The 23,317-nt window shown below is 58.7% G+C and carries 36 protein-coding genes; all 36 read right to left on the reverse strand.

The window, feature by feature from the left end; genetic code table 11:
- Window positions 1–11: 11 nt before the first annotated feature.
- The 36 genes from ACKXGA_RS08280 to rpsS all read right to left on the reverse strand — a co-directional run bounded on the left by ACKXGA_RS08280 (window position 12) and on the right by rpsS (window position 23,300).
- On the reverse strand, window positions 12–674 hold the full coding sequence (locus tag ACKXGA_RS08280; protein WP_423729277.1) for a hypothetical protein: 663 nt from the start codon (window positions 672–674) through the stop codon (window positions 12–14).
- Entirely contained in the window at window positions 671–1,261 is a 591-nt protein-coding gene (gene pgsA / locus ACKXGA_RS08285) for a CDP-diacylglycerol--glycerol-3-phosphate 3-phosphatidyltransferase (RefSeq protein WP_423729278.1), read from the reverse strand. The genes ACKXGA_RS08280 and pgsA overlap by 4 nt, the downstream gene beginning before the upstream one ends.
- 18 nt (window positions 1,262–1,279) lie before the next feature.
- Complete coding sequence (gene rimO / locus ACKXGA_RS08290; RefSeq protein WP_098924252.1) at window positions 1,280–2,605, reverse strand: 30S ribosomal protein S12 methylthiotransferase RimO; 1,326 nt, start codon at window positions 2,603–2,605, stop codon at window positions 1,280–1,282.
- A 114-nt stretch (window positions 2,606–2,719) separates the two neighbouring features.
- Window positions 2,720–3,235 (reverse strand): regulatory protein RecX, encoded by a 516-nt coding sequence (locus tag ACKXGA_RS08295; RefSeq protein WP_215665441.1) that lies wholly within the window; start codon window positions 3,233–3,235, stop codon window positions 2,720–2,722.
- The gene (recA, locus tag ACKXGA_RS08300; RefSeq protein ID WP_082210798.1) at window positions 3,236–4,417 is read right to left on the reverse strand and encodes a recombinase RecA; all 1,182 of its coding nucleotides are present in this window, start codon (window positions 4,415–4,417) and stop codon (window positions 3,236–3,238) included.
- A gap of 126 nt (window positions 4,418–4,543) precedes the next feature.
- A complete protein-coding gene (gene prmC, locus ACKXGA_RS08305; protein WP_423729279.1) occupies window positions 4,544–5,395 on the reverse strand; it encodes a peptide chain release factor N(5)-glutamine methyltransferase in 852 nt (283 codons plus the stop codon).
- The gene (locus tag ACKXGA_RS08310) at window positions 5,389–6,336 is read right to left on the reverse strand and encodes a DUF1385 domain-containing protein (RefSeq protein ID WP_097771298.1); all 948 of its coding nucleotides are present in this window, start codon (window positions 6,334–6,336) and stop codon (window positions 5,389–5,391) included. Before ACKXGA_RS08310 ends, prmC begins: the two co-directional genes overlap by 7 nt.
- 81 nt (window positions 6,337–6,417) lie before the next feature.
- Complete coding sequence (locus ACKXGA_RS08315; RefSeq protein ID WP_253494899.1) at window positions 6,418–7,839, reverse strand: sensor histidine kinase; 1,422 nt, start codon at window positions 7,837–7,839, stop codon at window positions 6,418–6,420.
- A gap of 81 nt (window positions 7,840–7,920) precedes the next feature.
- Window positions 7,921–8,625, reverse strand: coding sequence for a response regulator transcription factor (locus ACKXGA_RS08320; RefSeq protein ID WP_005934889.1), 705 nt, complete (start codon window positions 8,623–8,625; stop codon window positions 7,921–7,923).
- Between the two features lie 116 nt (window positions 8,626–8,741).
- Window positions 8,742–10,046, reverse strand: a complete 1,305-nt coding sequence (locus tag ACKXGA_RS08325) for a hypothetical protein (RefSeq protein ID WP_423729280.1) — start codon at window positions 10,044–10,046, stop codon at window positions 8,742–8,744.
- Window positions 10,047–10,345: 299 nt separating this feature from the next.
- Window positions 10,346–10,687: a 50S ribosomal protein L17 gene (rplQ, locus tag ACKXGA_RS08330; protein ID WP_005934891.1), complete on the reverse strand. Its 342-nt coding sequence runs from the start codon at window positions 10,685–10,687 to the stop codon at window positions 10,346–10,348.
- 25 nt (window positions 10,688–10,712) lie between these two features.
- The gene (locus ACKXGA_RS08335; protein ID WP_035394747.1) at window positions 10,713–11,669 is read right to left on the reverse strand and encodes a DNA-directed RNA polymerase subunit alpha; all 957 of its coding nucleotides are present in this window, start codon (window positions 11,667–11,669) and stop codon (window positions 10,713–10,715) included.
- A 110-nt stretch (window positions 11,670–11,779) separates the two neighbouring features.
- The gene (rpsD, locus tag ACKXGA_RS08340; RefSeq protein WP_005934893.1) at window positions 11,780–12,382 is read right to left on the reverse strand and encodes a 30S ribosomal protein S4; all 603 of its coding nucleotides are present in this window, start codon (window positions 12,380–12,382) and stop codon (window positions 11,780–11,782) included.
- A 20-nt stretch (window positions 12,383–12,402) separates the two neighbouring features.
- Window positions 12,403–12,813 carry a 30S ribosomal protein S11 gene (gene rpsK, locus ACKXGA_RS08345; RefSeq protein WP_005934894.1) on the reverse strand — a complete coding sequence of 137 codons (411 nt, stop codon included), beginning with the start codon at window positions 12,811–12,813 and terminating at the stop codon, window positions 12,403–12,405.
- Between the two features lie 14 nt (window positions 12,814–12,827).
- Window positions 12,828–13,199 carry a 30S ribosomal protein S13 gene (rpsM, locus tag ACKXGA_RS08350; protein WP_005937976.1) on the reverse strand — a complete coding sequence of 124 codons (372 nt, stop codon included), beginning with the start codon at window positions 13,197–13,199 and terminating at the stop codon, window positions 12,828–12,830.
- An 81-nt stretch (window positions 13,200–13,280) separates the two neighbouring features.
- The gene (gene rpmJ / locus ACKXGA_RS08355; protein ID WP_005921832.1) at window positions 13,281–13,394 is read right to left on the reverse strand and encodes a 50S ribosomal protein L36; all 114 of its coding nucleotides are present in this window, start codon (window positions 13,392–13,394) and stop codon (window positions 13,281–13,283) included.
- 35 nt (window positions 13,395–13,429) lie between these two features.
- Complete coding sequence (gene infA, locus ACKXGA_RS08360) at window positions 13,430–13,681, reverse strand: translation initiation factor IF-1 (protein WP_005937979.1); 252 nt, start codon at window positions 13,679–13,681, stop codon at window positions 13,430–13,432.
- A 383-nt stretch (window positions 13,682–14,064) separates the two neighbouring features.
- Entirely contained in the window at window positions 14,065–14,856 is a 792-nt protein-coding gene (map, locus tag ACKXGA_RS08365) for a type I methionyl aminopeptidase (protein WP_005934899.1), read from the reverse strand.
- Window positions 14,857–14,858: 2 nt separating this feature from the next.
- A complete protein-coding gene (locus ACKXGA_RS08370; protein ID WP_005934900.1) occupies window positions 14,859–15,491 on the reverse strand; it encodes an adenylate kinase in 633 nt (210 codons plus the stop codon).
- Between the two features lie 143 nt (window positions 15,492–15,634).
- Complete coding sequence (secY, locus tag ACKXGA_RS08375) at window positions 15,635–16,930, reverse strand: preprotein translocase subunit SecY (RefSeq protein WP_097771299.1); 1,296 nt, start codon at window positions 16,928–16,930, stop codon at window positions 15,635–15,637.
- Window position 16,931: 1 nt separating this feature from the next.
- A complete protein-coding gene (rplO, locus tag ACKXGA_RS08380) occupies window positions 16,932–17,372 on the reverse strand; it encodes a 50S ribosomal protein L15 (protein ID WP_005934902.1) in 441 nt (146 codons plus the stop codon).
- Window positions 17,373–17,392: 20 nt separating this feature from the next.
- Complete coding sequence (gene rpmD, locus ACKXGA_RS08385) at window positions 17,393–17,578, reverse strand: 50S ribosomal protein L30 (RefSeq protein WP_005934904.1); 186 nt, start codon at window positions 17,576–17,578, stop codon at window positions 17,393–17,395.
- Between the two features lie 14 nt (window positions 17,579–17,592).
- A complete protein-coding gene (gene rpsE / locus ACKXGA_RS08390; protein ID WP_097771300.1) occupies window positions 17,593–18,093 on the reverse strand; it encodes a 30S ribosomal protein S5 in 501 nt (166 codons plus the stop codon).
- A gap of 19 nt (window positions 18,094–18,112) precedes the next feature.
- Window positions 18,113–18,472, reverse strand: coding sequence for a 50S ribosomal protein L18 (gene rplR, locus ACKXGA_RS08395; protein ID WP_005934906.1), 360 nt, complete (start codon window positions 18,470–18,472; stop codon window positions 18,113–18,115).
- A gap of 18 nt (window positions 18,473–18,490) precedes the next feature.
- On the reverse strand, window positions 18,491–19,042 hold the full coding sequence (gene rplF, locus ACKXGA_RS08400) for a 50S ribosomal protein L6 (RefSeq protein ID WP_156067074.1): 552 nt from the start codon (window positions 19,040–19,042) through the stop codon (window positions 18,491–18,493).
- 17 nt (window positions 19,043–19,059) lie between these two features.
- On the reverse strand, window positions 19,060–19,458 hold the full coding sequence (gene rpsH / locus ACKXGA_RS08405; RefSeq protein ID WP_005934908.1) for a 30S ribosomal protein S8: 399 nt from the start codon (window positions 19,456–19,458) through the stop codon (window positions 19,060–19,062).
- Between the two features lie 110 nt (window positions 19,459–19,568).
- Window positions 19,569–19,754 (reverse strand): type Z 30S ribosomal protein S14, encoded by a 186-nt coding sequence (locus ACKXGA_RS08410; protein WP_005921866.1) that lies wholly within the window; start codon window positions 19,752–19,754, stop codon window positions 19,569–19,571.
- 16 nt (window positions 19,755–19,770) lie between these two features.
- Window positions 19,771–20,319 carry a 50S ribosomal protein L5 gene (rplE, locus tag ACKXGA_RS08415; protein WP_005934909.1) on the reverse strand — a complete coding sequence of 183 codons (549 nt, stop codon included), beginning with the start codon at window positions 20,317–20,319 and terminating at the stop codon, window positions 19,771–19,773.
- A gap of 18 nt (window positions 20,320–20,337) precedes the next feature.
- Entirely contained in the window at window positions 20,338–20,652 is a 315-nt protein-coding gene (gene rplX / locus ACKXGA_RS08420; protein WP_005934911.1) for a 50S ribosomal protein L24, read from the reverse strand.
- 13 nt (window positions 20,653–20,665) lie between these two features.
- Complete coding sequence (gene rplN / locus ACKXGA_RS08425) at window positions 20,666–21,034, reverse strand: 50S ribosomal protein L14 (protein WP_005921875.1); 369 nt, start codon at window positions 21,032–21,034, stop codon at window positions 20,666–20,668.
- Between the two features lie 43 nt (window positions 21,035–21,077).
- Window positions 21,078–21,335, reverse strand: a complete 258-nt coding sequence (gene rpsQ, locus ACKXGA_RS08430) for a 30S ribosomal protein S17 (protein ID WP_005921877.1) — start codon at window positions 21,333–21,335, stop codon at window positions 21,078–21,080.
- A gap of 12 nt (window positions 21,336–21,347) precedes the next feature.
- Complete coding sequence (gene rpmC / locus ACKXGA_RS08435) at window positions 21,348–21,533, reverse strand: 50S ribosomal protein L29 (RefSeq protein WP_423729281.1); 186 nt, start codon at window positions 21,531–21,533, stop codon at window positions 21,348–21,350.
- A complete protein-coding gene (rplP, locus tag ACKXGA_RS08440) occupies window positions 21,523–21,963 on the reverse strand; it encodes a 50S ribosomal protein L16 (RefSeq protein WP_005934913.1) in 441 nt (146 codons plus the stop codon). The genes rpmC and rplP overlap by 11 nt, the downstream gene beginning before the upstream one ends.
- Window positions 21,963–22,667 carry a 30S ribosomal protein S3 gene (rpsC, locus tag ACKXGA_RS08445; protein ID WP_005934914.1) on the reverse strand — a complete coding sequence of 235 codons (705 nt, stop codon included), beginning with the start codon at window positions 22,665–22,667 and terminating at the stop codon, window positions 21,963–21,965. Before rpsC ends, rplP begins: the two co-directional genes overlap by 1 nt.
- A 12-nt stretch (window positions 22,668–22,679) precedes the next feature.
- Window positions 22,680–23,015, reverse strand: a complete 336-nt coding sequence (gene rplV / locus ACKXGA_RS08450; RefSeq protein ID WP_005921882.1) for a 50S ribosomal protein L22 — start codon at window positions 23,013–23,015, stop codon at window positions 22,680–22,682.
- A gap of 18 nt (window positions 23,016–23,033) precedes the next feature.
- Window positions 23,034–23,300: a 30S ribosomal protein S19 gene (gene rpsS, locus ACKXGA_RS08455; protein ID WP_005934915.1), complete on the reverse strand. Its 267-nt coding sequence runs from the start codon at window positions 23,298–23,300 to the stop codon at window positions 23,034–23,036.
- Window positions 23,301–23,317: the final 17 nt, after the last annotated feature.

The raw sequence follows: 23,317 nt of genomic DNA on the forward strand, positions 1-23,317 counted from the left end.
CTTTTTGCATCTCAGCTTCTGAAAAGCAAGCCCACATTTCTCTTTTTGCGGCAGTTCCCGCCCAGCCGCCAGACAAGCCAGGCATAGAGCAGGTTCATGGCCAGGATGGCCGCGCACCACAGCACCGTCTGCCGGGTGGTCTGCTGATAGACCAGCAGGAACGGGTAAGGCCCGGTAATGAGCCGCTGGTAATTGGCCCAGAGGGCCACAGAGCCATAGAGCATCGTGGGAACCAGCGCCAGCGGAACGCACCGCGCAGGCAGCTTTGGCTCCCGTTCCAGCAGGACAAAGGAGACAAAGGCACACAGCGGGTTGAGCAGGTGGTGGTAGAGCATGGAGCTCTCGGTCAGCAGAAACACCACGCCGCCCTGGTCGGCACAGTAGGGCCCCAGCACGAACACCACGGTCAGGAAGGTCATGGTCAGGCAGCAGGTGGCAATGTACTTGAGCGTCTTGACCCAGCGGGGCAGCTGCCGCCCCGTGAACAGGCAGATCACCTGACACACCGCCACCAGCAGGCAGACAAAGAACGCAAAGACATTGGAGTTCTCGGTGTAAAAGGTGAAGGTCTGGCTGCCCACCGCTTCCCAGGTCATCCGGATGGCCACCGGCTCCCACCACACGATGCAGAGGTTCAGGAAAATGGAACAGAGAATGGCGATCTTCTTGATCATTTTGCGGTATTGATGAAGCTGCGGTTGTCCCACAGGTACTTGATGCCGGAGATGGCAGTGGCAATGGCCACCAGCCAGCACAGCCAGTAAGAGAGGAATACGCAGTCAGCGCCTATCATAACGGAATTGCCCCAGGTCAATGCGATGCCGAAGTAGTAGAAGATGATGGTCAGCATCTGCAGCACAGTCTTGACCTTGCCCCACATGTTGGCGGCGATGACCTTGCCGTCTTTGGCACCGGCGGCCACCATGCGCAGACCAGACACGGCAAACTCGCGGGCCAGGATGATGCAGAGCACCACCGGGCTGCACACGCCGTCCCGCAGCATGTAAATGAAGGCCACGGTGGTCAGCAGCTTGTCGGCCAGCGGGTCGGCAAACTTGCCAAAGTCGGTGACCATGTTCCACTTGCGGGCCAGATGGCCGTCCAGAAAATCGGTAAAGCTGGCCGCGGCAAAGATGATGCCCGCCACCAGATACCAGGTGGGGTTGAAATCTTCCATGCCGATCTGGGTCAGGGAAACGAAGACCATGAACACCGGCACCAGAATGATGCGGGTCAGGGTGAGCTTATTGGGCAGATTCATATAGATTCCTCCAATTTGTTATTTTGCAACCGTTCCGTACAGATCGTAAAGGTCGCTGTCCTCCACCAGCACATCATAGAACTGGCCGGGGTAGAGCGGCTCCTCGCTGGAAACGCAGACATTGCCGTCCACCTCGGGGGCATCGCCGGTGGTGCGGCAGAGGTACAGGCCGCTCTCCTCGTCGATGCCGTCACAGAGCACACGGACGGTCTGGCCCACCTTTTCGGCCTGCTTCTGGGCCATGATGCCGGTCTGGATCTGCATCACCAGCTCAGCGCGCCGGTCCTTGGTCTCCTGATCGATCTGGCCGTCCATCTTTGCGGCCACGGTGTTCTCCTCGGCAGAATAGGCAAAGCAGCCCAGACGGTCAAATCTGACTTCCTTGACGAAGTTGCACAGGTCCTCAAACTGCTCCTCGGTCTCGCCGGGGAAGCCTGCGATCAGGGTGGTGCGCAGGGTGATGCCGGGGATCTCCCGGCGCAGCTTGCCGATGACCTCCAGCAGCTCTGCGCGGTTGGAGCGGCGGTTCATGTTTTTGAGGATGGTATCGTTGCAGTGCTGGATGGGCAGGTCGAGGTAAGGCACCACCTTCTCGTTCCGCTTCATGGCAGCAATAAAGTCATCGGTGATGCGCTCGGGGTAGGCGTACATGATGCGGATCCACTCAAGGCCCGGCACCTTGTTCAGCTTGTCCAGCAGCTCACAGATGCTGCCGGGCTTGCCCCAGTCCTCGCCATAGGCGGTGGGGTCCTGGGCCACCACGATCAGCTCCTTCACGCCCTCACCGGCCAGCCAGCGGGCCTCGGCCACGCAGTCGGCCAGATCGCGGCTGTGCAGCGGGCCGCGGATGCCCGGGATGGCGCAGTAGTGGCAGCGGTTGTTGCAGCCCTCTGCGATCTTTAAGTACGCATAGTGGGCAGGCGTGCCGATGACACGCTTGCCGCCCAGCGGGAAGTCCTTTTTGGCACCGTAGCTTTCCAGATGGTTCTCACCGTGGAACAGGCGGGCCACGATGGTGTCAATGGCCTTGTTGGAGGCACAGCCCACCACAGCGTCCACCTCGGGGATCTCCTCCTCGATCTGGCTGCGGTAACGCTCGGCCAGGCAGCCGGTGACGATGACCTTCAGCTCCGGGTTCTGCTGCTTGTAGGCGCAGGCCTCCAGAATGTTCTCAATGGCCTCGGTCTTGGCGCTCTCGATAAAGCCGCAGGTGTTGACCAGAATAACATCGGCTTCACCCAGGTCGGCCACCGTCTCGTGACCGGCCGAAAGCAGGATGTGCACCATCACGTCCAGATCGACCTGGTTCTTGGGGCAGCCAAGGGAAATACATGCAATTTTCATAAGGGATGATACTCTCTTTCTCTTTTGAGGGATGCTTTTGATTTTTTACGATTTGCTCCGGAAAAGCTCCCCCTTCGGGGGAGCTGGCAAAGCCGCAGGCTTTGACTGAGAGGGTTATTCCCCCTCCTCCACCCTGCGAATGGCTTCCTTAATGACGGAATACGAAAATCCCCGCCGCTGCAGAGCCGCAATGACCAGATCCCTGCGGCCCGCTTCCAGCTTTTTGCGGTAATGCCCTTCCACCAGAGCGGCGGCGGCTTCCAGCTCCGGATCCTCGCCGGAAACATCGGGGGTGTAAACAGCATCCAGCGCCTGCTGGATCTCGCCTGCGGCCAGGCCCTTCTGCCGCAGATTCTGGGCAGCGGCGCGGCGGCTCTTTTTTGCCGCCAACAGGGCGTGGGCACGGGTCTCAGCATAGCGGGCATCGTTGATATACTCCCGCTGCACCATCTCTGCCACCACGGCGGCACTGGTCTGCTGGGTATAGCGGCGGTTCAGCCGCTCATACAGCTGGCCCGAGGAAAGCTCCTGCCCGGCCAGCAGCTCCATGGCCCGGGTGCGGGCCTTGGCGGCATCGGTGGATTTTTCCTCTTCGGCCAGCGGGCGGCGGCCACGGCTGTAAAAGGCCATTTACTCTTCCACCATGATATCCAGCTCACTCTCGCTGCTGCGGGCGGGAGCCTTGACCACCGGCTCCTTTGCTGTGGCAGGAGCTGCCGGTTCCCCCTCTGCAGGGGCAGCGGCAGCCTTGCCCCCCGGGCGGCGGGTGGCATAGAGCTTGTCGGCATTGGCGCGCACCTGACCCTCGATATCGTTGGCGATCTCGGGGTTATCGCGCAGGAACTGCTTGGCATTGTCGCGGCCCTGACCCAGGCGGATATCGCCGTAGTTGAACCATGCACCGCTCTTCTGAACGATGCCCAGCTTGACACCCAGATCGATGAGCTCACTCATCTTGGAGATGCCCTCGCCGAACATGATGTCGAACTCCGCCTCACGGAACGGAGGAGCCACCTTGTTCTTGACGATCTTGGCGCGGGTGTGGTTGCCGATGAACTGGCCGGAAGAATCCTTCAGGCCCTCCACGCGGCGGATATCGATGCGGACAGAGGAATAATACTTCAGGGCGCGGCCGCCGGTGGTGACCTCGGGGTTGCCGTAGACCACGCCGACCTTTTCACGCAGCTGGTTGATGAAGATGCAGACGGTGTTGGTCTTGCCGATGACGCTGGTCAGCTTGCGCATGGCCTGGCTCATCAGGCGGGCCTGCAGGCCCACATGGCTGTCGCCCATCTCGCCCTCGATCTCAGCGCGGGGCACCATGGCGGCAACAGAGTCCACAACGATGGCATCAATGGCACCGGAGCGCACCAGCGCCTCGCAGATCTCCATGGCCTGCTCACCGGTATCGGGCTGGCTGACCAGCAGGTTGTTGATGTCCACACCCAGCGCCTCGGCATACACAGGGTCCAGCGCGTGCTCCACGTCGATGAAGGCAACATCGCCGCCCTTCTTCTGGGCTTCGGCCAGAACATGCAGGGCCAGCGTGGTCTTACCACTGGATTCAGGGCCGTACACCTCAATGATGCGGCCCCGGGGCACGCCGCCCACGCCCAGTGCCAGATCCAGGCCGATGCTGCCGGTCGAGATGGCATCCACCTGCATGGCGGCGTTGTCGCCCAGCTTCATCACAGCGCCCTTGCCAAACTGCTTCTCGATCTGGGCCAGTGCCGTGGCCAGCGCATCCTTCTTGGCACCGGGATCGGTCTTCTGGGTCGCCGGGGCAACGTTGTTGTTCTGATTTTTTGCCATAGTGTCATGCTCCTTTGTCATCTGTTCCCGGCGCGGTGCGGCCAAACGCAGGCGCGGGCATTCCAATTCTTTCGGTACTAGTATAACACATTTTACAGATATTACAACAGGAAGTTGTAGATATTTTCACTGTTTTCTCGCCATCACACAGCGGTCATTGCCGCCAAAATCTTTTCTGCACACGATCTCCGTCCACCCGTTGGCGGCAAGCAGGGCCGTTACAGCTTCCCGCTGCTGCCAGCCGATCTCCAGGGCAAGGGCACCGCCGGGGCGCAGAGCTTTCTGGTAGTGTTCCGCAATGGCGCGGTAAAATACCAGCCCATCCTCCCCCGCTTCCAGCGCCATGGCAGGCTCCTGCGCCACCTCGGGCTGCAATGCGCCCATCTCGGCGGCGGTCAGGTAAGGCGGGTTCGACACAATGAGGTCGAGCTGCCCCTCCGGCAGGGTCTGCCAGTAGGTGAACAGATCTTCCTGCACTGGGGTGATGATCAGTACCGGGGAGAGATGGGCGTTCTGCTCCAGATAGCGGTATGCCGCAGGGCTCTTCTCCAGACTGGTGACCTGTGCCGCCGGGCAGAAGCGCTTCACACCCAGCCCCAAACAGCCTGTGCCGGCACAGAGGTCGAGCACCCGGGGTGCCTCCACCCCAGCCAGCATTCCGGCGGCGGCTTCGGCCACCACCTCAGTATCGGCCCGGGGGCAGAGCACGCCGGGGCCGACAGCCAGCTCAAAATCAAGGAAGGGCCAGCTGCCGCAAAGGTATTGCAAAGGCTCCCGGGACGCGCGGCGGGCCGTCAGGGCTTCCAGCCGCTCTGCCTGCTCTGCACCCAGCGGAGCATCGGCAAGGCGGGCATCCCCGCCCACTGCCAGCCGGAAGAGCTCGGCCGCGTCAAAATCTGCGTCGGGGCAGCCTGCGGCGCGCAGGCGTGCCTCCACCTCCCGGACTGCTGCCCGGGGCAGCATCCCTGCGGTTACCATCTGCCGTCCTCCGGGTCCTCGGGCAGGACCGGCGTGACGGCGGCAATGGCCACCTCGATCATGCTGTCGTCCGGCTCAAACACGGTCAGATGCTGCACCCAGATGCCGGGCTGCCGGATGATGCGGGTGGCGATGTTGTCCGACCGGCCGCACCACTTGAGCAGCTCGTAGCTGATGCCCATGACCAGCGGCAGGAGCAGCAGCTTGAACACCACCCGCAGGCTGGTGCTGGACCAGGGCAGCACGCTGTACAGGAACACGCTGACAATGACCACCAGAATCAAAAAGCTGGTGCCGCACCGGGGGTGGAAGCGGGTATATTTGCGGACATTCTCCACCGTGAGGGGGTCTCCGGCCTCGTAGCAGGCAATGGTCTTGTGCTCGGCCCCGTGGTACTCGAACACCCGGTGGATCTCCTTCATCCGGGAGATGGCGGCCATGTAGGTCAGGAAGATGGCGACCTTGAGCACCGCCTCCAGTACCACCTTGGCCCAGCGGCCCAGCGGCACCAGATGGTTCAGGCCGCCCACCAGCACCGTGGGCAGAACGGTGAAGAGCAGGATGGCAAACAGCCCGCCGATCACGGCAGCTGCCGCCAGCATGATATCTTCGGCCTTTTTGCCCAGATGGTCGCCCACCCATTTTTCAAAGGCGGTCTCCTCTTCGGCGGGGTCGTAGTCATCCCCCATGCTCACCTGTGCCGAGTACATCATGTACTTGTATCCCATGATCAGGCTTTCGATCATCGAGATGGCGCCCCGCACCAGCGGGATCTTTGTCCACACGCCGTGGGTGGGGGTTGGCTCGACCTTGGTCTCAATGGTTCCATCGGGCTTGCGGACAGCACAGCAGATATTTTTCGGGCCCCGCATCATAATGCCCTCCATCAGGGCCTGCCCGCCCACACTCGTCTTGAAGCGTTCCTTGTTCGGTTGATTCATTGGCTCTCCTATGGGGCGCTGCGGCCCCTCTCTATCGTAAAAACTGCCCCTCTATCTTACCAGATAAATATGGACAATCTCTTATCGTTTGTAGATCGGCAGGCCCAGGGTGACCACTGTGCCCCGGCCCAGCGTGCTCTTGAGGTCCATGGTGCCGTCCAGTGCGGTCATAATGGAATCCACCAGCGCAAGGCCGATGCCGCTGCCCCGCACCGAGTTGCTGCCCTTGTAAAACTTGGTCTTGACGTTTTCCAGATCCTCCGGCGGGATGCCGCGGCCCTGATCGATGATCTCGATGAAGGCTTTGTACTCGCCCTGCCAGATCTTGACCGTGATGCGTCCGCCGGGGGCCGAATACTTGATGGCATTGTCCAGAATGTTGATGAACACCTGCCGCAGGCGGTCGGGGTCGGCGTAGACCGGAATCATCTCCTCCGGCTCCGCATAGGCCAGCAGAAGCCCCTCCCGCTGGATGCGCGCTTCACAGAAAAGGACAGCGTCCGTCAGCTCGGCCACAAGGTCCAGGGGGCGGCACTCCATTTTCAGGCGGCCATTCTGCAGGCGGCTGAAATCCAGCAGCTCCTCCACCATGTTGTACAGGCGGGCGGTCTCGTTGTTGATGATCTCCAGCCCCTTGCGGTAGTTCTCATCGGTGGGATCATCCAGGGTGCGCAGGGTCTCCACCCAGCCCCGGATGGAGGTGAGCGGCGTGCGCAGCTCATGGGAGACCGAGCTGATGAATTCGTTTTTCATCTTCTCCGTCTCTTCCAGCCCCTCGGCCATCTGATTGATGGTGCCGCGCAGGCGGTCCACCTCGTCCCGCTCGTCACCGGTCACAGGCAGGCGGACATCCAGTTCTCCCCGGGCGATGCTGGCAGCGATCCGCTCCACCTGCCCCAGCGGCACCACGATGCCCCGCACGAAGTACAGACCAGAGGCCACTGTAAAGCCCAGAATGGCCGCCACCACGATCAGACTGACGATGAAAACGCTCTTCAGCTGCGCCTGCACCAGCGTCAGGCTGGTGACAAGGCGCATGGCAGCCACGTCCTCGGCCGCATAGGGCACCAGACTGCACACAGCCATGACCGTTTCCCCGCTGGCGGTGCGGTAGATGGCCACACCCACGCCGTCTGGTGCATCCTGTGCCTTGTTAAAGTCGTCCTGCACCACGATGCCGTCCGCACCTGTGCCGCTGGAGGAGGCGATCACGCCGCCGTAGCCGTCCAGCAGCATGAACTCATATTTGTCTTTATCCGCAAACTGCTCCACCATCCGGCGCAGGGCCACACTGCGGTTGGCCGCGGTCTTCTGGGCCGTGTCGCCGGTGTACATTTTCAGCTGACCGTTGATGGAGGAAAAACGCCGCATCATGGTCTGCTGGACGCTGTTGTAGTAGCTGCGGCCGAAGTTGTACACGAACATGCTTTCCACCAGCAGCACCAGCAGCACCGTCAGGAACAGGCTTCCCCGCAGCCAGCGGCGGGTAATACCACTGCGCATTGCTTTTCCTCCTTTCTGTCAGTAATCCTGGCTCTCCTATTGGGAGAGCAGTCGAGCACAGCGCAACTGAGAGGTTTTTCTTCACTCCTCCCACCGGTAGCCGTAGCCCCACACTGTCATAATGTGGGTGGGGTGGCTGGGCTCATCTTCCACCTTCATCCGCAGGCGGCGGATGTTCACATCCACGATCTTCACATCGCCGAAGTAGTTCTCACCCCACACGCCCTTCAGGATCTTTTCCCGCACCAGCGCGATGCCGGGGTTGTGGAAGAACAGCTCCATGATCTGGAACTCCACCTGGGTCAGCTCGATCTGCCGTCCGGCCTTAAGGAGAACACGGCGGTTCTCATCCAGCACAAATTCCCCGCTGACCAGTGTGGTGGGGGCATTTTCGTCGGCAGCGGAGCCGCCGCCCGAGCGGCCCACACGGCGGCAGAGGGCCTCCACACGGGCCAGCAGCTCACTGACACTGAAGGGCTTGGTCATATAGTCATCCGCACCGATGGACAGGCCGCGGATCTTATCCTGCTCCTGTCCCTTGGCACTCAGGATGATGATGCCGATTTTCTGATCAGTGCGGCGGATGGTCTCGCAGAGCGAGAACCCATTCATGCCGGGCAGCATCACATCCAGAATGGCAGCATCACAGCCGGGCTTCTGCTCCAGCAGAGGCAGGGCGGCTTCGGCGCTGTCGGCCTCCACCGCCTCCATCCCCGCCAGCCGCAGGTTCAGCGCGATCATCTCGCGGATGCTGGCTTCATCCTCTACCACAAGTACCTTGACCATCTAAGACCTCCATATTTTTCTGCCTTCTCCCTCTGTCCAAGAGCACACGGAGAAGCATTTCACCTCAGAACACCCAGCCTGCATCCGGTAAACTTCTGCAAAACTGAGCGGCATCATCAATTCAACCGATACAACGACCGGGACAGTCGATAGCTCTGATCCTTCAGCACCACGTCCGGCCCAAACCTGGCCTGCATCTGGCGGGATGCCACCACGCCCAGGCGGGTCCAGCCCGCCGCGCTCTCGCTGGAAGGAACCAGGCGCATGGTCAGCACCAGTTTCCCCTCGTCCACGGTGCGCAGCTCCACGGCTTCCTCTCCCTCAGCGCTGTCGGTGAGCATCAGGTTGCCCTCCCACTCGGCAGGCAGCTCAATGTAGCAGCTGCTCTCCTCGTCCAACAGGCCGAAGCTCTTTTCCGGCTCCGGGCTGGTGTAGTCCATCCAGACGATAAAATCCATTCGTCGGCTCTGGCTCAGGTTCAGCAGGCCCGCTTCGTCAGGCTGGGTGGGGATCTCCACGATGCCGTCGCCGTCCAGATCCCGGCTGACCAGCGTGGAGACATTGCGCAGGGACGCATTGTACAGCTCACTGGTGCTGATCTGCTCCGCGGGCAGCATCTGCTGGCTTTCCTCATCGAAGTAGAGCAGCACCGTGGCCAGATTGTTGCCCGAAAGGCCGGTCCAGCCGTCCAGCACCAGATAGCGCTTGCCGTCCGCTCCCAGGCCCGCCGCCACAGCGGCGCAGCCCGAGAACTTATCTGCCGAAAGGCCCATGACAGCCACCTGCTGGAACATCCCGTCCCGGTCAACGGTCAGCAGCTCGATCTGCACCCCGCCGTCCTCCAGCGTGGACATCAGGATCAGATCCTCGTTGCCGCCGCCGGTGATATCCTCCACCAGATACTGCTCATAGGACTGTTCCAGAATGGCATTGACCGTGCCGTTCTCGTAGGAGTACACCGCCAGATAGCTGTCCCCCTGCGCGGCGAGGTACCCCACCACCAGCTGGGTTGCGGAACCATCCTGCAGCTGTGCCAGCCGGACATTGTCCACTGTATCCGCCAGACCCTCGATGCTCTGGCGGACCTGCCACACGCCTGCGGCATCCTTCTGCAAAAATGCAATGCAGACGTTGGAGCTCTGGGCCGTGGTGTAAAGAACAGCAGCATCCTGCTGGCCGTCACCATCCAGATCCTGCAAAAGGAACGGCGAGAGCAGCTCCCCCTGCATCGGGTATTTCAGCTGGGCGCTCTCCCCCAGCCACTCATTCAGGGCATTTTGCAGTGCACCGTAGTCGCCCGGAAGGCGCGGGGCACGCAGCAGCTCCTCCACCTGCACATTTTCCGACATCGGAAGGCCGCACGCCGAGAGCAGGCCCATCATGCAGCCTGCACTCAGCACCAGAAACCGTCGTCTTTTCAACCACCGCCCCTCCCTTCTGTGGAAAATTCGCAAAGTCGTGCAGAAATACAGTATAATTATAGCATTCTTGTCCCGCCATCACAAGCCCCAGCTGCTAACGCCCAACCGGGCAGCGCGGCATTCCCACGCAAGTGAAACGGGCCATTCCATCGCCCGCCCTACTGCCTGCGGCAGCAGGGTCCCACCCCAGCGGACACTTGCTTTGGGAACACCCCGCTGCCCGGCCCACACGATGCAAAAAAGGCCCTTTCCCCGAAGGGAAAGAGCCTTTGTTACACTGTTTGAACAGTCAGAGTCGATCAGACGAGCTCCAGAACTGCCATCTCAGCAGCGTCGCCGCGGCGAGCGCCGATCTTGATGATGCGGGTGTAGCCGCCGTTGCGGTCAGCGTACTTGGGGCTGATCTCATCAAACAGCTTCTTTGCAACATCTTCCTTGGTGATGTAGGCGTAGACCTGACGCTTGGTGTGCAGGTCGCTGGCCTTACCCAGGGTGATCATCTTCTCGGCCATGGAACGAACGTCCTTAGCGCGAGTGACAGTGGTCTCAATCTTGCCATTCTCTAACAGGTAGGTGACCATAGCGCGCATCATAGCGTTGCGGCTGTCGCTGGTTCTACCGAGCTTTCTGGTACCGGGCATCCCGTTTCACTCCTTATTATTTTAGTTACTCATCGTCTGTGTTCAGCTTGAAGCCCAGGGAGTCCAGCTTTGCCATGACTTCTTCCAGGCTCTTGCGGCCGAGGTTACGGACTTTCATCATCTCGTCCTCGCTCTTGCTGACCAGATCCTCCACCGTGTTGATACCGGCGCGCTTCAGGCAGTTGAAGGAACGGACGCTCAGATCCAGCTCTTCGATGGTCATCTCCAGAGCCTTTTCCTTATCGTCGTTGGTCTTCTCCACCATGATCTCCGTACCGGCAGCCTCATCGGACAGGTTGACGAAGAGGTTCAGGTGCTCGGTCAGCACACGGGCAGCCAGAGAAACGGCTTCCTGTGCATTGATCGTGCCATCCGTCCAAACCTCGATGGTCAGCTTGTCGTAATCGATGGCCTGTCCAACGCGGGTGCTCTCAACGTTATAATTCACCTTGAGCACGGGGGTGTAAATGCTATCGACGGGAAGAGTGTTGATATCGTTCTTCTCGACGATGGCCTGCTTGTTGCGCTCTGCAGGCACATAACCGCGGCCCTTATCGAAGGTGAGCTCCATGACGAGCTTGCCGCCCTCGCCCAGGGTTGCAATGTGCCATTCAGGGTTCAGGATCTCAATATCGTCGCCCTGCTTGATGTTGTCCGCAGTAACCTCACAAGGGCCGACTGCCTCAACACGCACTGTCTTCGGCCCGTCGGTGTACAGCTTTGCAGCAATACCCTTCAGGTTCAGGACAATTTCGGTAACGTCTTCCTTGACGCCCTCAATGGTGGAGAACTCGTGAACCACGCCGTCGATCTTGACGCTGGTCACGGCGACACCGGGCAGAGAGGAAAGAAGCACACGACGCAGGCTGTTGCCCAGTGTGATGCCAAAGCCACGCTCCAGAGGCTCCGCCACGAATCTGCCGTAGCGGCCGTCCGGGGACAGGCTTGCCGTTTCGATTTTGGGACGTTCAATCTCCATCATATCTATGCCCTCCTTGTCAAACCGATGTTGCCATCGGCCCATTATTAAATTCTTTTAAAAAGAATGCGAAAGGTCGCCATCCAGAAGGAAGGCCTCCCCTTCTTAATGGATTACTTGGAGTACAGCTCGACGATGAGGTGCTCTGCAACTTCGTAGTCGATGTCGCTGCGCTCGGGGAGCTTGGTCACAACACCCTTCAGGGTGCCGGCCTCACGGTTCAGCCAGGAAGGCAGAGCCACAACGGGAGCCTCGGGGCCAACGAGCTTTGCGAACTTAGCAGAAGAGCGGCTGGACTCACGGACCTCAATCACGTCACCGGCCTTGACCTGGTAGGAAGGAATGTTGACCTTCTTGCCATTGACGGTGAAGTGAGCGTGGCTCACCAGCTGACGAGCGTCGCGGCGGGTCTGAGCAAAGCCCAGGCGGAACACGACGTTGTCCAGACGGCACTCCATGATCTGGAGCAGGTTCTCACCGGTCTTGCCGGGGCGAGCCTCAGCACGCAGGTAAGCATTGTGGAACTGCTTCTCCAGAACGCCGTAGATAAACTTGACCTTCTGCTTCTCCTTCAGCTGAGATGCGTACTCAGACTGCTTCTTGCGGACATTGCCGTTGGAGTTGCGGGTGGTATTCTTCTTTGCATAGCCCATGACCGCAGGAGAAATGCCCAGGGCCTTGCAACGCTTTGCGATAGGCTGCGTATTCTTTGCCATAATTCAATTTCCTCCTTCGATCAGACACGACGGCGCTTCGGGGGACGGCAGCCGTTGTGGGGGATGGGAGTCACGTCCTTGATCAGGGTGACTTCCAGGCCGGTAGCCTGCAGCGCACGGATAGCGGACTCACGGCCAGCGCCGGGGCCCTTGACGTAGACTTCAACAGTCTTCATGCCATGCTCGATTGCAACCTTGGCTGCGGTCTCGGCAGCAGACTGGGCTGCGAACGGGGTGCTCTTACGGCTGCCACGGAAGTTCAGGGAGCCAGAGGAGCACCAGGACACTGCATTACCCTGCAGGTCGGTGATGGTAACGACAGTATTGTTGAAGGTAGACTGGATATGAGCCTGACCAGCAGCAATGTTCTTGCGCTCTTTCCGCTTCATGCGGACATTTGCGCCCTTCTTGGCGTTATTTGCACTTGCCATTTCTCAAATCCTCCTTACTTCTTCTTGTTAGCGACAGTGCGCTTGGGACCCTTGCAGGTACGTGCATTGGTCTTGGTGCGCTGGCCGCGGCAGGGCAGATTCTTGCGATGGCGGGTGCCACGGAAGGACTGGATCTCAACCAGGCGCTTGATGTCCAGAGCAACGTTGCGGCGCAGGTCGCCCTCAACGATGATGTTAGCCTGATCGATGTAGTCACGGATCTTAGCCTCTTCTTCCAGAGTCAGGTCCTTGACGCGGGTATCGGGGTTGATGCCAGTTGCTTCCAGGATCTTGTTAGCAGTGGTCTGACCGATACCGTAAACGTAGGTGAGACCCACCTGAACGCGCTTCTCGCGGGGCAGGTCAACGCCGGCAATACGTGCCATAGTAGTATCCTCCAAAATCATCCCATGTCAGTGTCGGGGTCTGCGCCGGGACTCTACGCACTTGACCCCCAGGCGCCCGAATTAGCCCTGGCGCTGCTTATGCTTGGGGTTCTGGCAGATGACCATCACGCGGCCTTTGCGGCGGATGACCTTGCACTTTTCGCAGATGGGTTTCACGGAAGGCTTGACCTTCATGATGTTGAACCTCCTTTTGATTGATGCCCTGGCACTTATTTGGAGCGCCAGGTGATGCGGCCCTTTGACAAGTCATAGGGCGACATTTCTACGGTAACCTTGTCCCCGGGCAGGATACGGATGAAATTGGTCCGCAGCTTGCCGGAGATGTGCGCTAAGAGGATGTGCCCGCTGGGAGTGAGCTTCCCGGTGTTCTTATCCTCGCTCAACATTTCCACCTTAAAGATGGCGTTGGGCATGGCTTCACGCACGATGCCTTCGATCTCGATAACGTCTTCTTTAGACAAGCTATTTGCCTCCTCATTGGATCTGCTCAGTTTGCCATGAATTGACGGACAGGCGGCGATAACCGCCACATACTTCTTCTCCTGCGGCACAAAATCCGCAAAGTGGGCAGAAAATCCCTGTCCACCGAGAAAGCATCTGGCTGTCACGGCCATTTATAGATTATACACCTTTTGCAATGGATTTGCAAGTGTTTTTTCCGTATTTCCGATAAAAAATTCTCGCATTTTCAAACCGACTGTTTCCCCGCCCCGGTTTTGCGCTTCTCCACCGGGAAGATGAAAATTTTTCACTAAAACTTGTCAGAATTGCACAAAGGACCTGCTCCGGATGCAAAAAGACCTCCCGTTTCCGGGAGGCCTTGGGGGATGCTGTACCGGTTTGCTTACTTCAGGCAGAAGGTCTCGGGATCAAAATCGGGATCATCCCAGAAGCGGGTCATGATCTCGGTGTGATCCTTCAGGATCGCGTTCGAGTGCTCGAAGTGCGCTGCCAGACCGCCGTCCTTGGTCTTGACCGTCCAGCCGTCCTTGGCCTGGGTGATCTTGCAGTCGTACTGGCAGATCATGGGCTCAATGGCAATGGTCATGCCGGGCACAAGGCGGGGGCCGCGGCCCTGATGGCCGTAGTTGGGCACCTCGGGGTCCTCGTGCAGTTCACGGCCGGTGCCGTGGCCCACGAACTCCCGGACCACGGAGAAACCTGCGTCCTCGCAGTAGCTCTGCACCGCATAGCCGATATCACCGATGCGGTTGCCGGCCTTTGCCTGCTCGATGCCCTTGTAGAGGGCTGCCTTGGTCACATCCAGCAGGCGCTGTGCTTCCAGGTCGATCTTACCCACCGCATAGGTGCAGGCGTTGTCGCCATTGAAGCCATCGACCTTTGCACCGGTGTCGATGCTGACGATGTCGCCCGGGCGGATGACGATATCATGCGACGGGATGCCATGGATGATGGTATCATTCAGGCTGATGCAGGCCGTTCCCGGGAAACCGTACAGTCCCTTGAAGTTGGGGGTACCGCCGTGCTTTACGATGAAATCGTAGATCAGCTTATCCAGTTCCCAGGTGGTCATGCCAGCCTCAATGTGCTGGCCGCCGTACTTCAGGGCAGCTGCGCTCAGGGCATTGGCCCTGCGCATTCCGTCCAGTTCTTTCGCATTCTTGATTTGGATCACGATTATGCCTCCAGTGCCTTCATCACTTCAGCGGTCGTCTCCTCGATGGAGGGGCAGAAGGGGATCACGGCCAGTTTGCCGCGCTCACGGTAGAACGCCACCAGCGGCTCGGTCTGCTCGTGGTAAGCCTTCAGGCGATCCAGAACGGTAGCGGGCTGGTCATCCTTGCGGATGACGGTCTTGCCGCCGCACAGGTCGCACACGCCCTCGACCTTGCTCTTCTTGTTGATGATGTGGTAGCTTGCGCCGCACTTTTCGCAGACGCGGCGGCCGCTCATCCGCTCCACGATGACATCGTCCGCCACAGACAGCTCCAGCACCTTGTCGATGCGGATGCCCATGGTCTCGATGGCCTCGGCCTGAGCGATGGTGCGGGGCACGCCGTCCAGGATGAAGCCATTGGCGCAGTCGTCCTGTGCCAGGCGTTCCTTCAGGATGCCGATGATGACCTCATCGGGCACCAGAGCGCCAGCATCCATGAAGCTCTTTGCCTTCAGGCCCATCTCGGTGCCTTCCTTGACAGCAGCGCGCAGGATGTTGCCGGTGCTGATGGAGGGGATGTTCAGCTTTGCGCAGATGATCTCGGCCTGGGTGCCTTTGCCCGCGCCGGGTGCGCCTAACAGAATCAGATTCATAGGTATTCTTCCTTTCCTCTATCAAAGGAGCCTCTTATTTGATGTTTGAAGGAACTAACGCCCCTTCAAAGCAAAAAAGCACTGAAAAGTACGAGCATGCTCTCCTTTCCAGTGCTTTCTCACATCAGTGCTTTTGTTTTAGATCAGCCAAGGAAACCCTTGTGGTTGCGCATCGTCATAAAGCTGTCGAGGCTGCGGGTGGTATCAAGTGCCACACCAACCACGATCAGCAGGCTGGTACCGCCCAGCTGGATGCTCATACCGGTCAGGTTGCCCAGAATGATCGGCAGTACAGCCACCGCAGCCAGGAAGATGGCACCCATGAGGGTGATCTTATTCAGGGTGCGGGTCAGGAAATCGCTGGTCGGCTTGCCGGGACGGAAGCCGGGGATCGAGCCGTTGTTGCGGCGCAGATTGTTGGCGATCTCAACGGGGTTGTACTGGATGGCCACATAGAAGTAGTTGAAGGCCAGGATCAGCAGCAGGTAGATCACGATGTAGAGCAGCGACGTGTAGTTGAAGGTATGGAAGAAAGCATACCAGAACGGATGTGCTGCCTGATCGATCTGCAGGAAGCTGCCGATGGTGCCGGGGATCGAAACCATCGCGGAAGCGAAGATGATGGGCATCACGCCGCTCATGTTCAGCTTCAGGGGCAGGTAGCTGTTCTGCCCGCCCATCTGCTTGCGGCCCACCACACGCTTGGCATACTGGATGGTGATGCGGCGCTCAGCGTTGGTCATAACAACGATGAACACGATCACAACCAGTGCCAGAACCAGCAGCAGGGGCAGCAGGATATAGAACCGGGTCTCGCCTGCAGCGGCGCGGGTCAGCAGACCCGTGACGGTGGTGTAGACACCGGACCAGTTGGAAACGATCGAGGAGAAGATCAACAGAGAGATACCGTTGCCGATACCCTTGTCGTCGATCTGCTCACCACACCAGGTGATCAGCTGCGCACCTGCGGTAAAGGTGGCAATGATGACAACGGCGGTAAAGATACCGGCCGCGCCGCTGGTGTACTTCAGTGCGCCCATATTGCGGATCACGAAGTAGTAGCCGAGGCTCATCACCAGAGCAATGACACCGCCGACATACCGGGTGATCTGCTGCATCTTCTGCTGGCCGTCGGCTTCCTTCGCCATGTTTTCCAGGGCGGGGATCGCAACGGTGAGCAGCTGCACAATGATGGAAGCGTTGATATAAGGCGTCACACCTAACGCGAAGAGTGTGCACCGAGACAGGGCACCACCGCTCATCATATCAAGATACGAGAGCATATTGCCGTTGGAGAACATCTGGTTCAGTGCAGAACCGGTGATGAACGGAACGGGGATGGCGCTGCCCAGACGATACACCACGAGGATCGCCAGCGTGAACAGGAGACGATTTTTAAGCTCGGGAATCTTCCATGCGTTACGGAATGTCTGGAACACCTTACATCACCTCAGCCTTTCCGCCTGCCTTCTCGATTTTCTCTTTGGCAGAAGCGGAATAGGCTGCGGCCTTGACGGTCAGAGCCTTGGTCAGCTCGCCGTTGCCCAGGACCTTAACACCGTCCAGAGTCTTCTTGACCAGACCCTTTGCCTTCAGAGCCTCGGTGTCAACGACATCGCCAGCGTTGAAAGCTGCTTCCAGGTCAGCCACGTTAACAATGGCGTACTGGGTAGCAAAGATGTTGTTAAAGCCAACCTTCGGCAGGCGGCGTGCCAGAGGCATCTGGCCGCCCTCGAAACCAGCGTGCTTCACGCCGGAACGGGCCTTCTGGCCCTTGCTGCCGAAACCGGCAGTCTTGCCATTGCCGGAGCCAATGCCGCGGCCCTTGCGGGTCACAGCCTTGTTTGCACCGGGAATAGCGTGCAGTTCATGAAGTTTCATTATGCGTATACCCCCTGCTATTAGGCTTCGGTGACGCTGAGCATAAAGCCGATCTTTGCGATCTTGCCCTGCGTAGCGGCATTGTCAGGCTGAACGGTAACGTCGCCCGGCTTCTTCAGGCCCAGGGCCTCAGCGGTAGCGATCTGCTTAGCGCCGCGGCCGATCAGGCTCTTCTTCAGCTCGATCTTGAGCATCTTATCTGCCATGGTTTGTTACCTCCTTAACCCAGAATCTCACTCACGGTCTTGCCGCGCTTCTCAGCGACGGACTCCGCGCTGACCAGGCCGCACAGACCTGCGAAGGTAGCAGAAACAACGTTGATGGGGTTGTTGGAACGCATAGACTTCGCACGGATGTCCTTGATGCCAGCAGCCTCAATGACGGCACGCACAGGGCCGCCGGCGATCATGCCGGTACCGGGTGCAGCCGGCTTGAGCAGAACGGCGCCTGCGCCGTACTTGCCGACGATCTCGTGGGGGATGGTGGTGCCCTTCAGGGCAACCTTGTGCATATTCTTCTTTGCAGCAGCCTCGCCCTTGCGGATTGCCTCAGGCACTTCGCCAGACTTGCCGATGCCATAACCGATGGTGCCCTTGCCGTCGCCCACGACAACCAGAGCGGCAAACTTCATAATGCGGCCGCCCTTGACAGTCTTGGAAACGCGGTTGATGGAGACAACCTTGGTGATCATGCCGTCGTCTTCACGGTTTCTCATAGCCATAATGTGTTTCCTCCTCTCATTACAGCTTCAGGCCGCCCTCACGGGCGCCATCAGCCAGGGCCTTAACACGGCCATGATAAACGTAGCCACCACGGTCGAACACGACCTCGGTGATGCCCTTTTCCAGAGCCTTTGCTGCGACCTTTTTGCCGATCTCAGCTGCGGCCTCGACGTTGCCGCCGAAACCATTGAAGTCCTTGTCCATAGTGGATGCAGACACCAGGGTCACGCCCTGCTCATCATCGATGATCTGAGCGTAAATGTGCTTGGCGGAGCGGAAAACATCCAGACGGGGACGTGCTGCGGTGCCGCTGATCTTGTTGCGAACGCGGCGATGACGACGAAGACGAGCTTCGTTCTTGTCGATCTGCTTAACCATTGTCTTTCACTCCTTACCTTATTTCTTGCCCTTGCCGGCCTTGCCTTCTTTGTGCTTGACAACCTCGCCCACATAGCGGATGCCCTTGCCCTTGTAGGGTTCGGGCGGCTTCTTGGCGCGGATCTCGGCGGCGTACTGGCCCACCTTCTGCTTGTCAATACCGGTAACAGAGAAGTGGTTGGGGTCCTGCCACACGATGGTGCAGTCCTCGGTATCGGGGACATTCACCTGGTGGGAGAAGCCCAGGTTCATAACCAGGTTGGAGCCCTGCTTCTGGCAGCGCAGGCCAACGCCCACGATCTCCAGCTTCTTCTCGTAGCCGTTCACAACACCGTTGACCATGTTAGCGATGTTGGTACGGGTCAGGCCGTGCAGGCTGCGGGCCTGGGGATCGTCATTGGGGCGGGTAACCAGAACTTCATTGCCCTCGACCTTAACGGTCATCAGGGGGTGGAAGTTGGAATTCAGGCTGCCCTTGGGGCCCTTGACAGCGACGGTGTGTGCTGCTTCATCAACAGTAACAGTGACGCCGGCAGGAATGACGATGGGTTTTCTTCCAATTCTCGACATTGTCTTTTACCCCTTTCTTACCACACAAAGGCCAGGACCTCGCCGCCAACGTGCGCAGCACGAGCAGCCTTATCGGTCATGATGCCCTTAGAGGTGGAAATGATTGCGGTGCCCAGGCCCTTCATGACCTTCGGCATATCCTCGCAGTTGGTGTAGATGCGCAGGCCGGGCTTGGACACGCGGCGCAGGCCAGCGATAACGGGCTCGCCGTTAGCCTGGTACTTCAGGGTGACAACGATGGTGCCCTGAACGGTGTCGTTCTTCACCTGCATGCCCTTGATGTAGCCCTCGTCAACCAGAATCTGGCAGATAGCCTTCTTCATGTTGGAAGCGGGGATCTCCACAGAAGGGTGTTTGGCAGTGCTAGCGTTGCGGATGCGAGTCAGCAGGTCCGCGATAGGATCAGTAATCTGCATGTGCCACTAACCTCCTTAGATTAGCTCTCATTTGTTTTATAATGATACCGCCCCGAAACATGCTTGCCCCGGGGCGGATATCCGACATTCTATCCAGCCCTCTGGCTTGATTACCAGGAAGCCTTCTTCACGCCCGGGATCTCGCCCTTGTAGGCCAGCTCACGGAAGCACACACGGCACACGCCGTACTTGCGCAGCACGGAGTGGGGGCGGCCGCAGATGCGGCAGCGGGTGTATGCACGGGTAGAGAACTTAGCAGGACGAGACTGCTTCAGCTTCATAGACAGTTTAGCCATTGTATCAATCTCCTCCTTAGTTATTCTCGGTAGCGAACGGAGCGCCCAGAGCCTTCAGCAGCTCCTTGCCCTCTTCGTCGGTCTTAGCGGTGGTAACAAAGCAGACATCCATGCCGCGGACTGCATCGACCTTATCAAAGTCGATCTCGGGGAAGATGATCTGCTCCTTGATGCCGCATGCAAAGTTGCCGCGGCCGTCAAAGCCGTTGCCGTTGATGCCGCGGAAGTCGCGGACACGAGGCAGAGCGACGTTGAAGAAACGATCGACAAACTCGTACATACGCTCACCACGCAGGGTGACCTTGCAGCCGATGGGAGTGCCCTGGCGCAGCTTGAAGTTAGCAACGCTCTTCTTGGCACGGCAGACGACTGCCTTCTGGCCAGTGATCTGGCCCAGATCCTTCATAACAGCTTCCAGGATCTTCTCGTTGTCCTTGGCTTCGCCGCAGGCAACGTTGATGACGACCTTGTCCAGCTTGGGGATCTGCATAACGCTCTTGTAACCGAACTTAGAGTTCAGAGCAGGAGCAATTTCATTGACATACTGTTCTTTCAAACGAGCCATTGTTCCTTACTCCTTTCCTTACAGCTCAGCGCCGCACTTCTTGCAGACGCGGACCATCTTACCGTCCTTCTCGACGTGGCCCACGCGCACGGCCTTGCCGCACTTGGGGCAGATGGGCATGACCTTGGATGCGTACATAGCACCCTCAGCCTTCACGATGCCGCCCTGCTCGCCCTGACGACGAGGCTTGACGTGCTTGGTAACCATGTTCTGGCCCTCAACGATGACCTTGTTCTCAGAGGGGCTGACCTGCAGGACCTTACCAGTGTGGCCCTTGTCCTTGCCGCTGATGATCATAACGTTGTCGCCGGTTTTAACATGAAGATTATTCATTTTTAAAACCTCCTTACAGCGATTCCGGAGCCAGGCTCAGGATCTTGGTGTAGCCGGCATCACGCAGCTCGCGAGCAACAGGTCCAAAGATACGGGTACCCTTGGGGTTCTTGTCGGCCATAACGATAACGGCGGCGTTCTCATCAAAACGGATGTAGGAACCGTCGTCGCGGCGCACGCCATGCTTGCTGCGCACGATGACAGCCTTGACGACGTCGCCCTTCTTAACGGAGCCGCCGGGGGCTGCCTTCTTGACAGAGCAGACCACGACGTCACCAATGTTTGCGTATCTCTTGCGGGTGCCGCCCAGCACACGGAAGCACATCAGCTCCTTGGCACCGGTGTTGTCGGCAACTTTGAGATAAGTTTGCATCTGAACCATTTCAGATATCTCCTTTCAAACTGTTCAAAGCAGCGGGCAAAGATTACTTTGCCTTCTCAACGATACGGACCAGGCGCCAGCGCACATCCTTGCTCAGGGGGCGGCACTCCATGATCTCAACACGGTCACCGATACCGCACTCGTTCTGCTCGTCACGAGCCTTGAACTTCACGGTACGCTTCAGGATCTTCTTGTACAGGGGGTGCTGCACGCTATCCTTAACGGCAACCACGATGGTCTTATCCATCTTGTCGGACACGACAACGCCGACGCGGGTCTTTCTCAGATTACGTTCTTCCATCGTTTAACCTCCTTACTGCTTCTCAGCCAGAACGGTCATCACGCGGGCGATGTCCTTCTTGACTGCGTCGATGCGGCCGGGGTTCTCCAGCTGGTTGATGGCATGCTGGAAGCGCAGGTTAAACAGCTCAGCCTTCAGATCGGCCAGCTTGCTGGTCAGCTCTGCGGTCTGCATTTCGCGGAGTTCATTAGCCTTCATTGGTGCCATCCTCCTTCACGGAGTCCTCACGGACTGCAAATTTGCACTTGATGGGCAGCTTGTGCATAGCCAGGCGCAGAGCCTCGCGGGCAGTTGCCTCATCGACATCTGCCAGCTCGAACAGAACGCGGCCGGGCTTAACGACAGCGACCCAGTACTCGGGAGAGCCTTTACCGGAACCCATGCGGGTCTCAGCGGGCTTCTCAGTAACGGGCTTATCGGGGAAGATCTTGATCCACACCTTGCCGCCACGCTTGATGTAACGAGTCATGGCAACACGAGCAGCCTCGATCTGGGTGGAAGAGATCCATGCCGGCTCCAGAGCAACAAGGCCGTACTGGCCCTGGCACACCACGTTGCCGCGGGTAGCCTTGCCGGTCATGCGGCCGCGCTGAACGCGGCGGTACTTAACACGCTTAGGCAGTAACATTACTTGTTGCCTCCTTCCTTCTTCTGAGCGGTCTTAGCGCTCTTCAGGACCTCGCCCTTGTAGACCCACACCTTAACGCCGATGCGGCCGTAGGTGGTAGCAGCCTCAGCAAAGCCGTAGTCGATGTCGGCACGCAGGGTCTGCAGGGGGATGGTGCCCTCGTGATAGCTCTCAGTACGAGCGATATCAGCGCCGCCCAGACGGCCGGAGCACATAGCCTTGATGCCCTTAGCGGGAACGGTGGAACGATCGCGGGGGCTCATAGCATTGCGCATGCACTGCTTCATGGCACGGCGGAAGGTCACACGGTTCTCCAGCTGACGAGCGATGTCCTCAGCAACCAGCTGTGCGTTGGTGGAAGCGCTCTTGACCTCGATGACATTGACGATCACAGTCTTGCCATACTCCTTGGTCAGCTTGTTCTGCAGAGCAACGCGCTCCTCACCGCCCTTGCCGATGACCATGCCCGGCTTAGCGCAGTAGATGTTAACAGTCACGCGAGGAGCGGAAGTGGAAGGATCCACAGTACGCTCGATCTCGATCTTGGGGACACCAGCGTCCTTCAGCTGAGCCTTCAGCTCAGTGCGGATCTTGTGATCCTCGACGAGGTTATCGCTGAAATCCTTCTTGGAGGCAAACCAGCGGCTGTCCCAGTCTTTAATAACGCCGACACGAATGCCGTGCGGATTTACTTTCTGGCCCATTGTTTTCCCTCCTTACTCTTTCTCTTTCAGAACAACGGTCATGTGGCTGGTGCGCTTCAGGATGCGGTAGCCGCGGCCCTGTGCACGAGGCATCATGCGCTTCAGCGTGGGGCCGGGGCACACGTAGCACTCAGCAACGTACAGATTGTTCTTGTCCATATTGAAGTTGTTTTCCGCATTAGCGGCTGCAGACTTCACCAGCTTCAGAAGGGGCTCACAAGCGGCCTTCGGGGTGTACTGCAGGATTGCCAGCGCTTCGTCCAGGGGCTTGTTACGGATCAGGTCCATAACGATAGACACCTTACGGGGACTAATGCGGGCATAACGAAGAATTGCCCGAGCTTCCATGTTGTGTTCCTCCCTCTATTATTTAGAATTACCGGTGTGGCCCTTGAAGGTACGGGTGGGAACGAACTCACCCAGCTTGTGGCCAACCATGTCCTCAGTCACATACACAGGCACATGCTTGCGGCCGTCGTGAACGGCAAAGGTGTGACCAACGAATTCGGGGAAGATCGTGGAGGCGCGGCTCCAGGTCTTGATGACCTGCTTCTTGCCGGAAGCGTTCATTGCTTCAACGTGCTTCAGAAGAGCAGCCTGGACGAAAGGTCCTTTTTTAATGCTTCTACCCATTGTCTTAAACTCCTCTC

This window comes from Faecalibacterium hominis (ex Afrizal et al. 2022) (assembly GCF_049545105.1).
Classification (GTDB): Bacteria; Bacillota; Clostridia; order Oscillospirales; family Ruminococcaceae; genus Faecalibacterium; species Faecalibacterium duncaniae.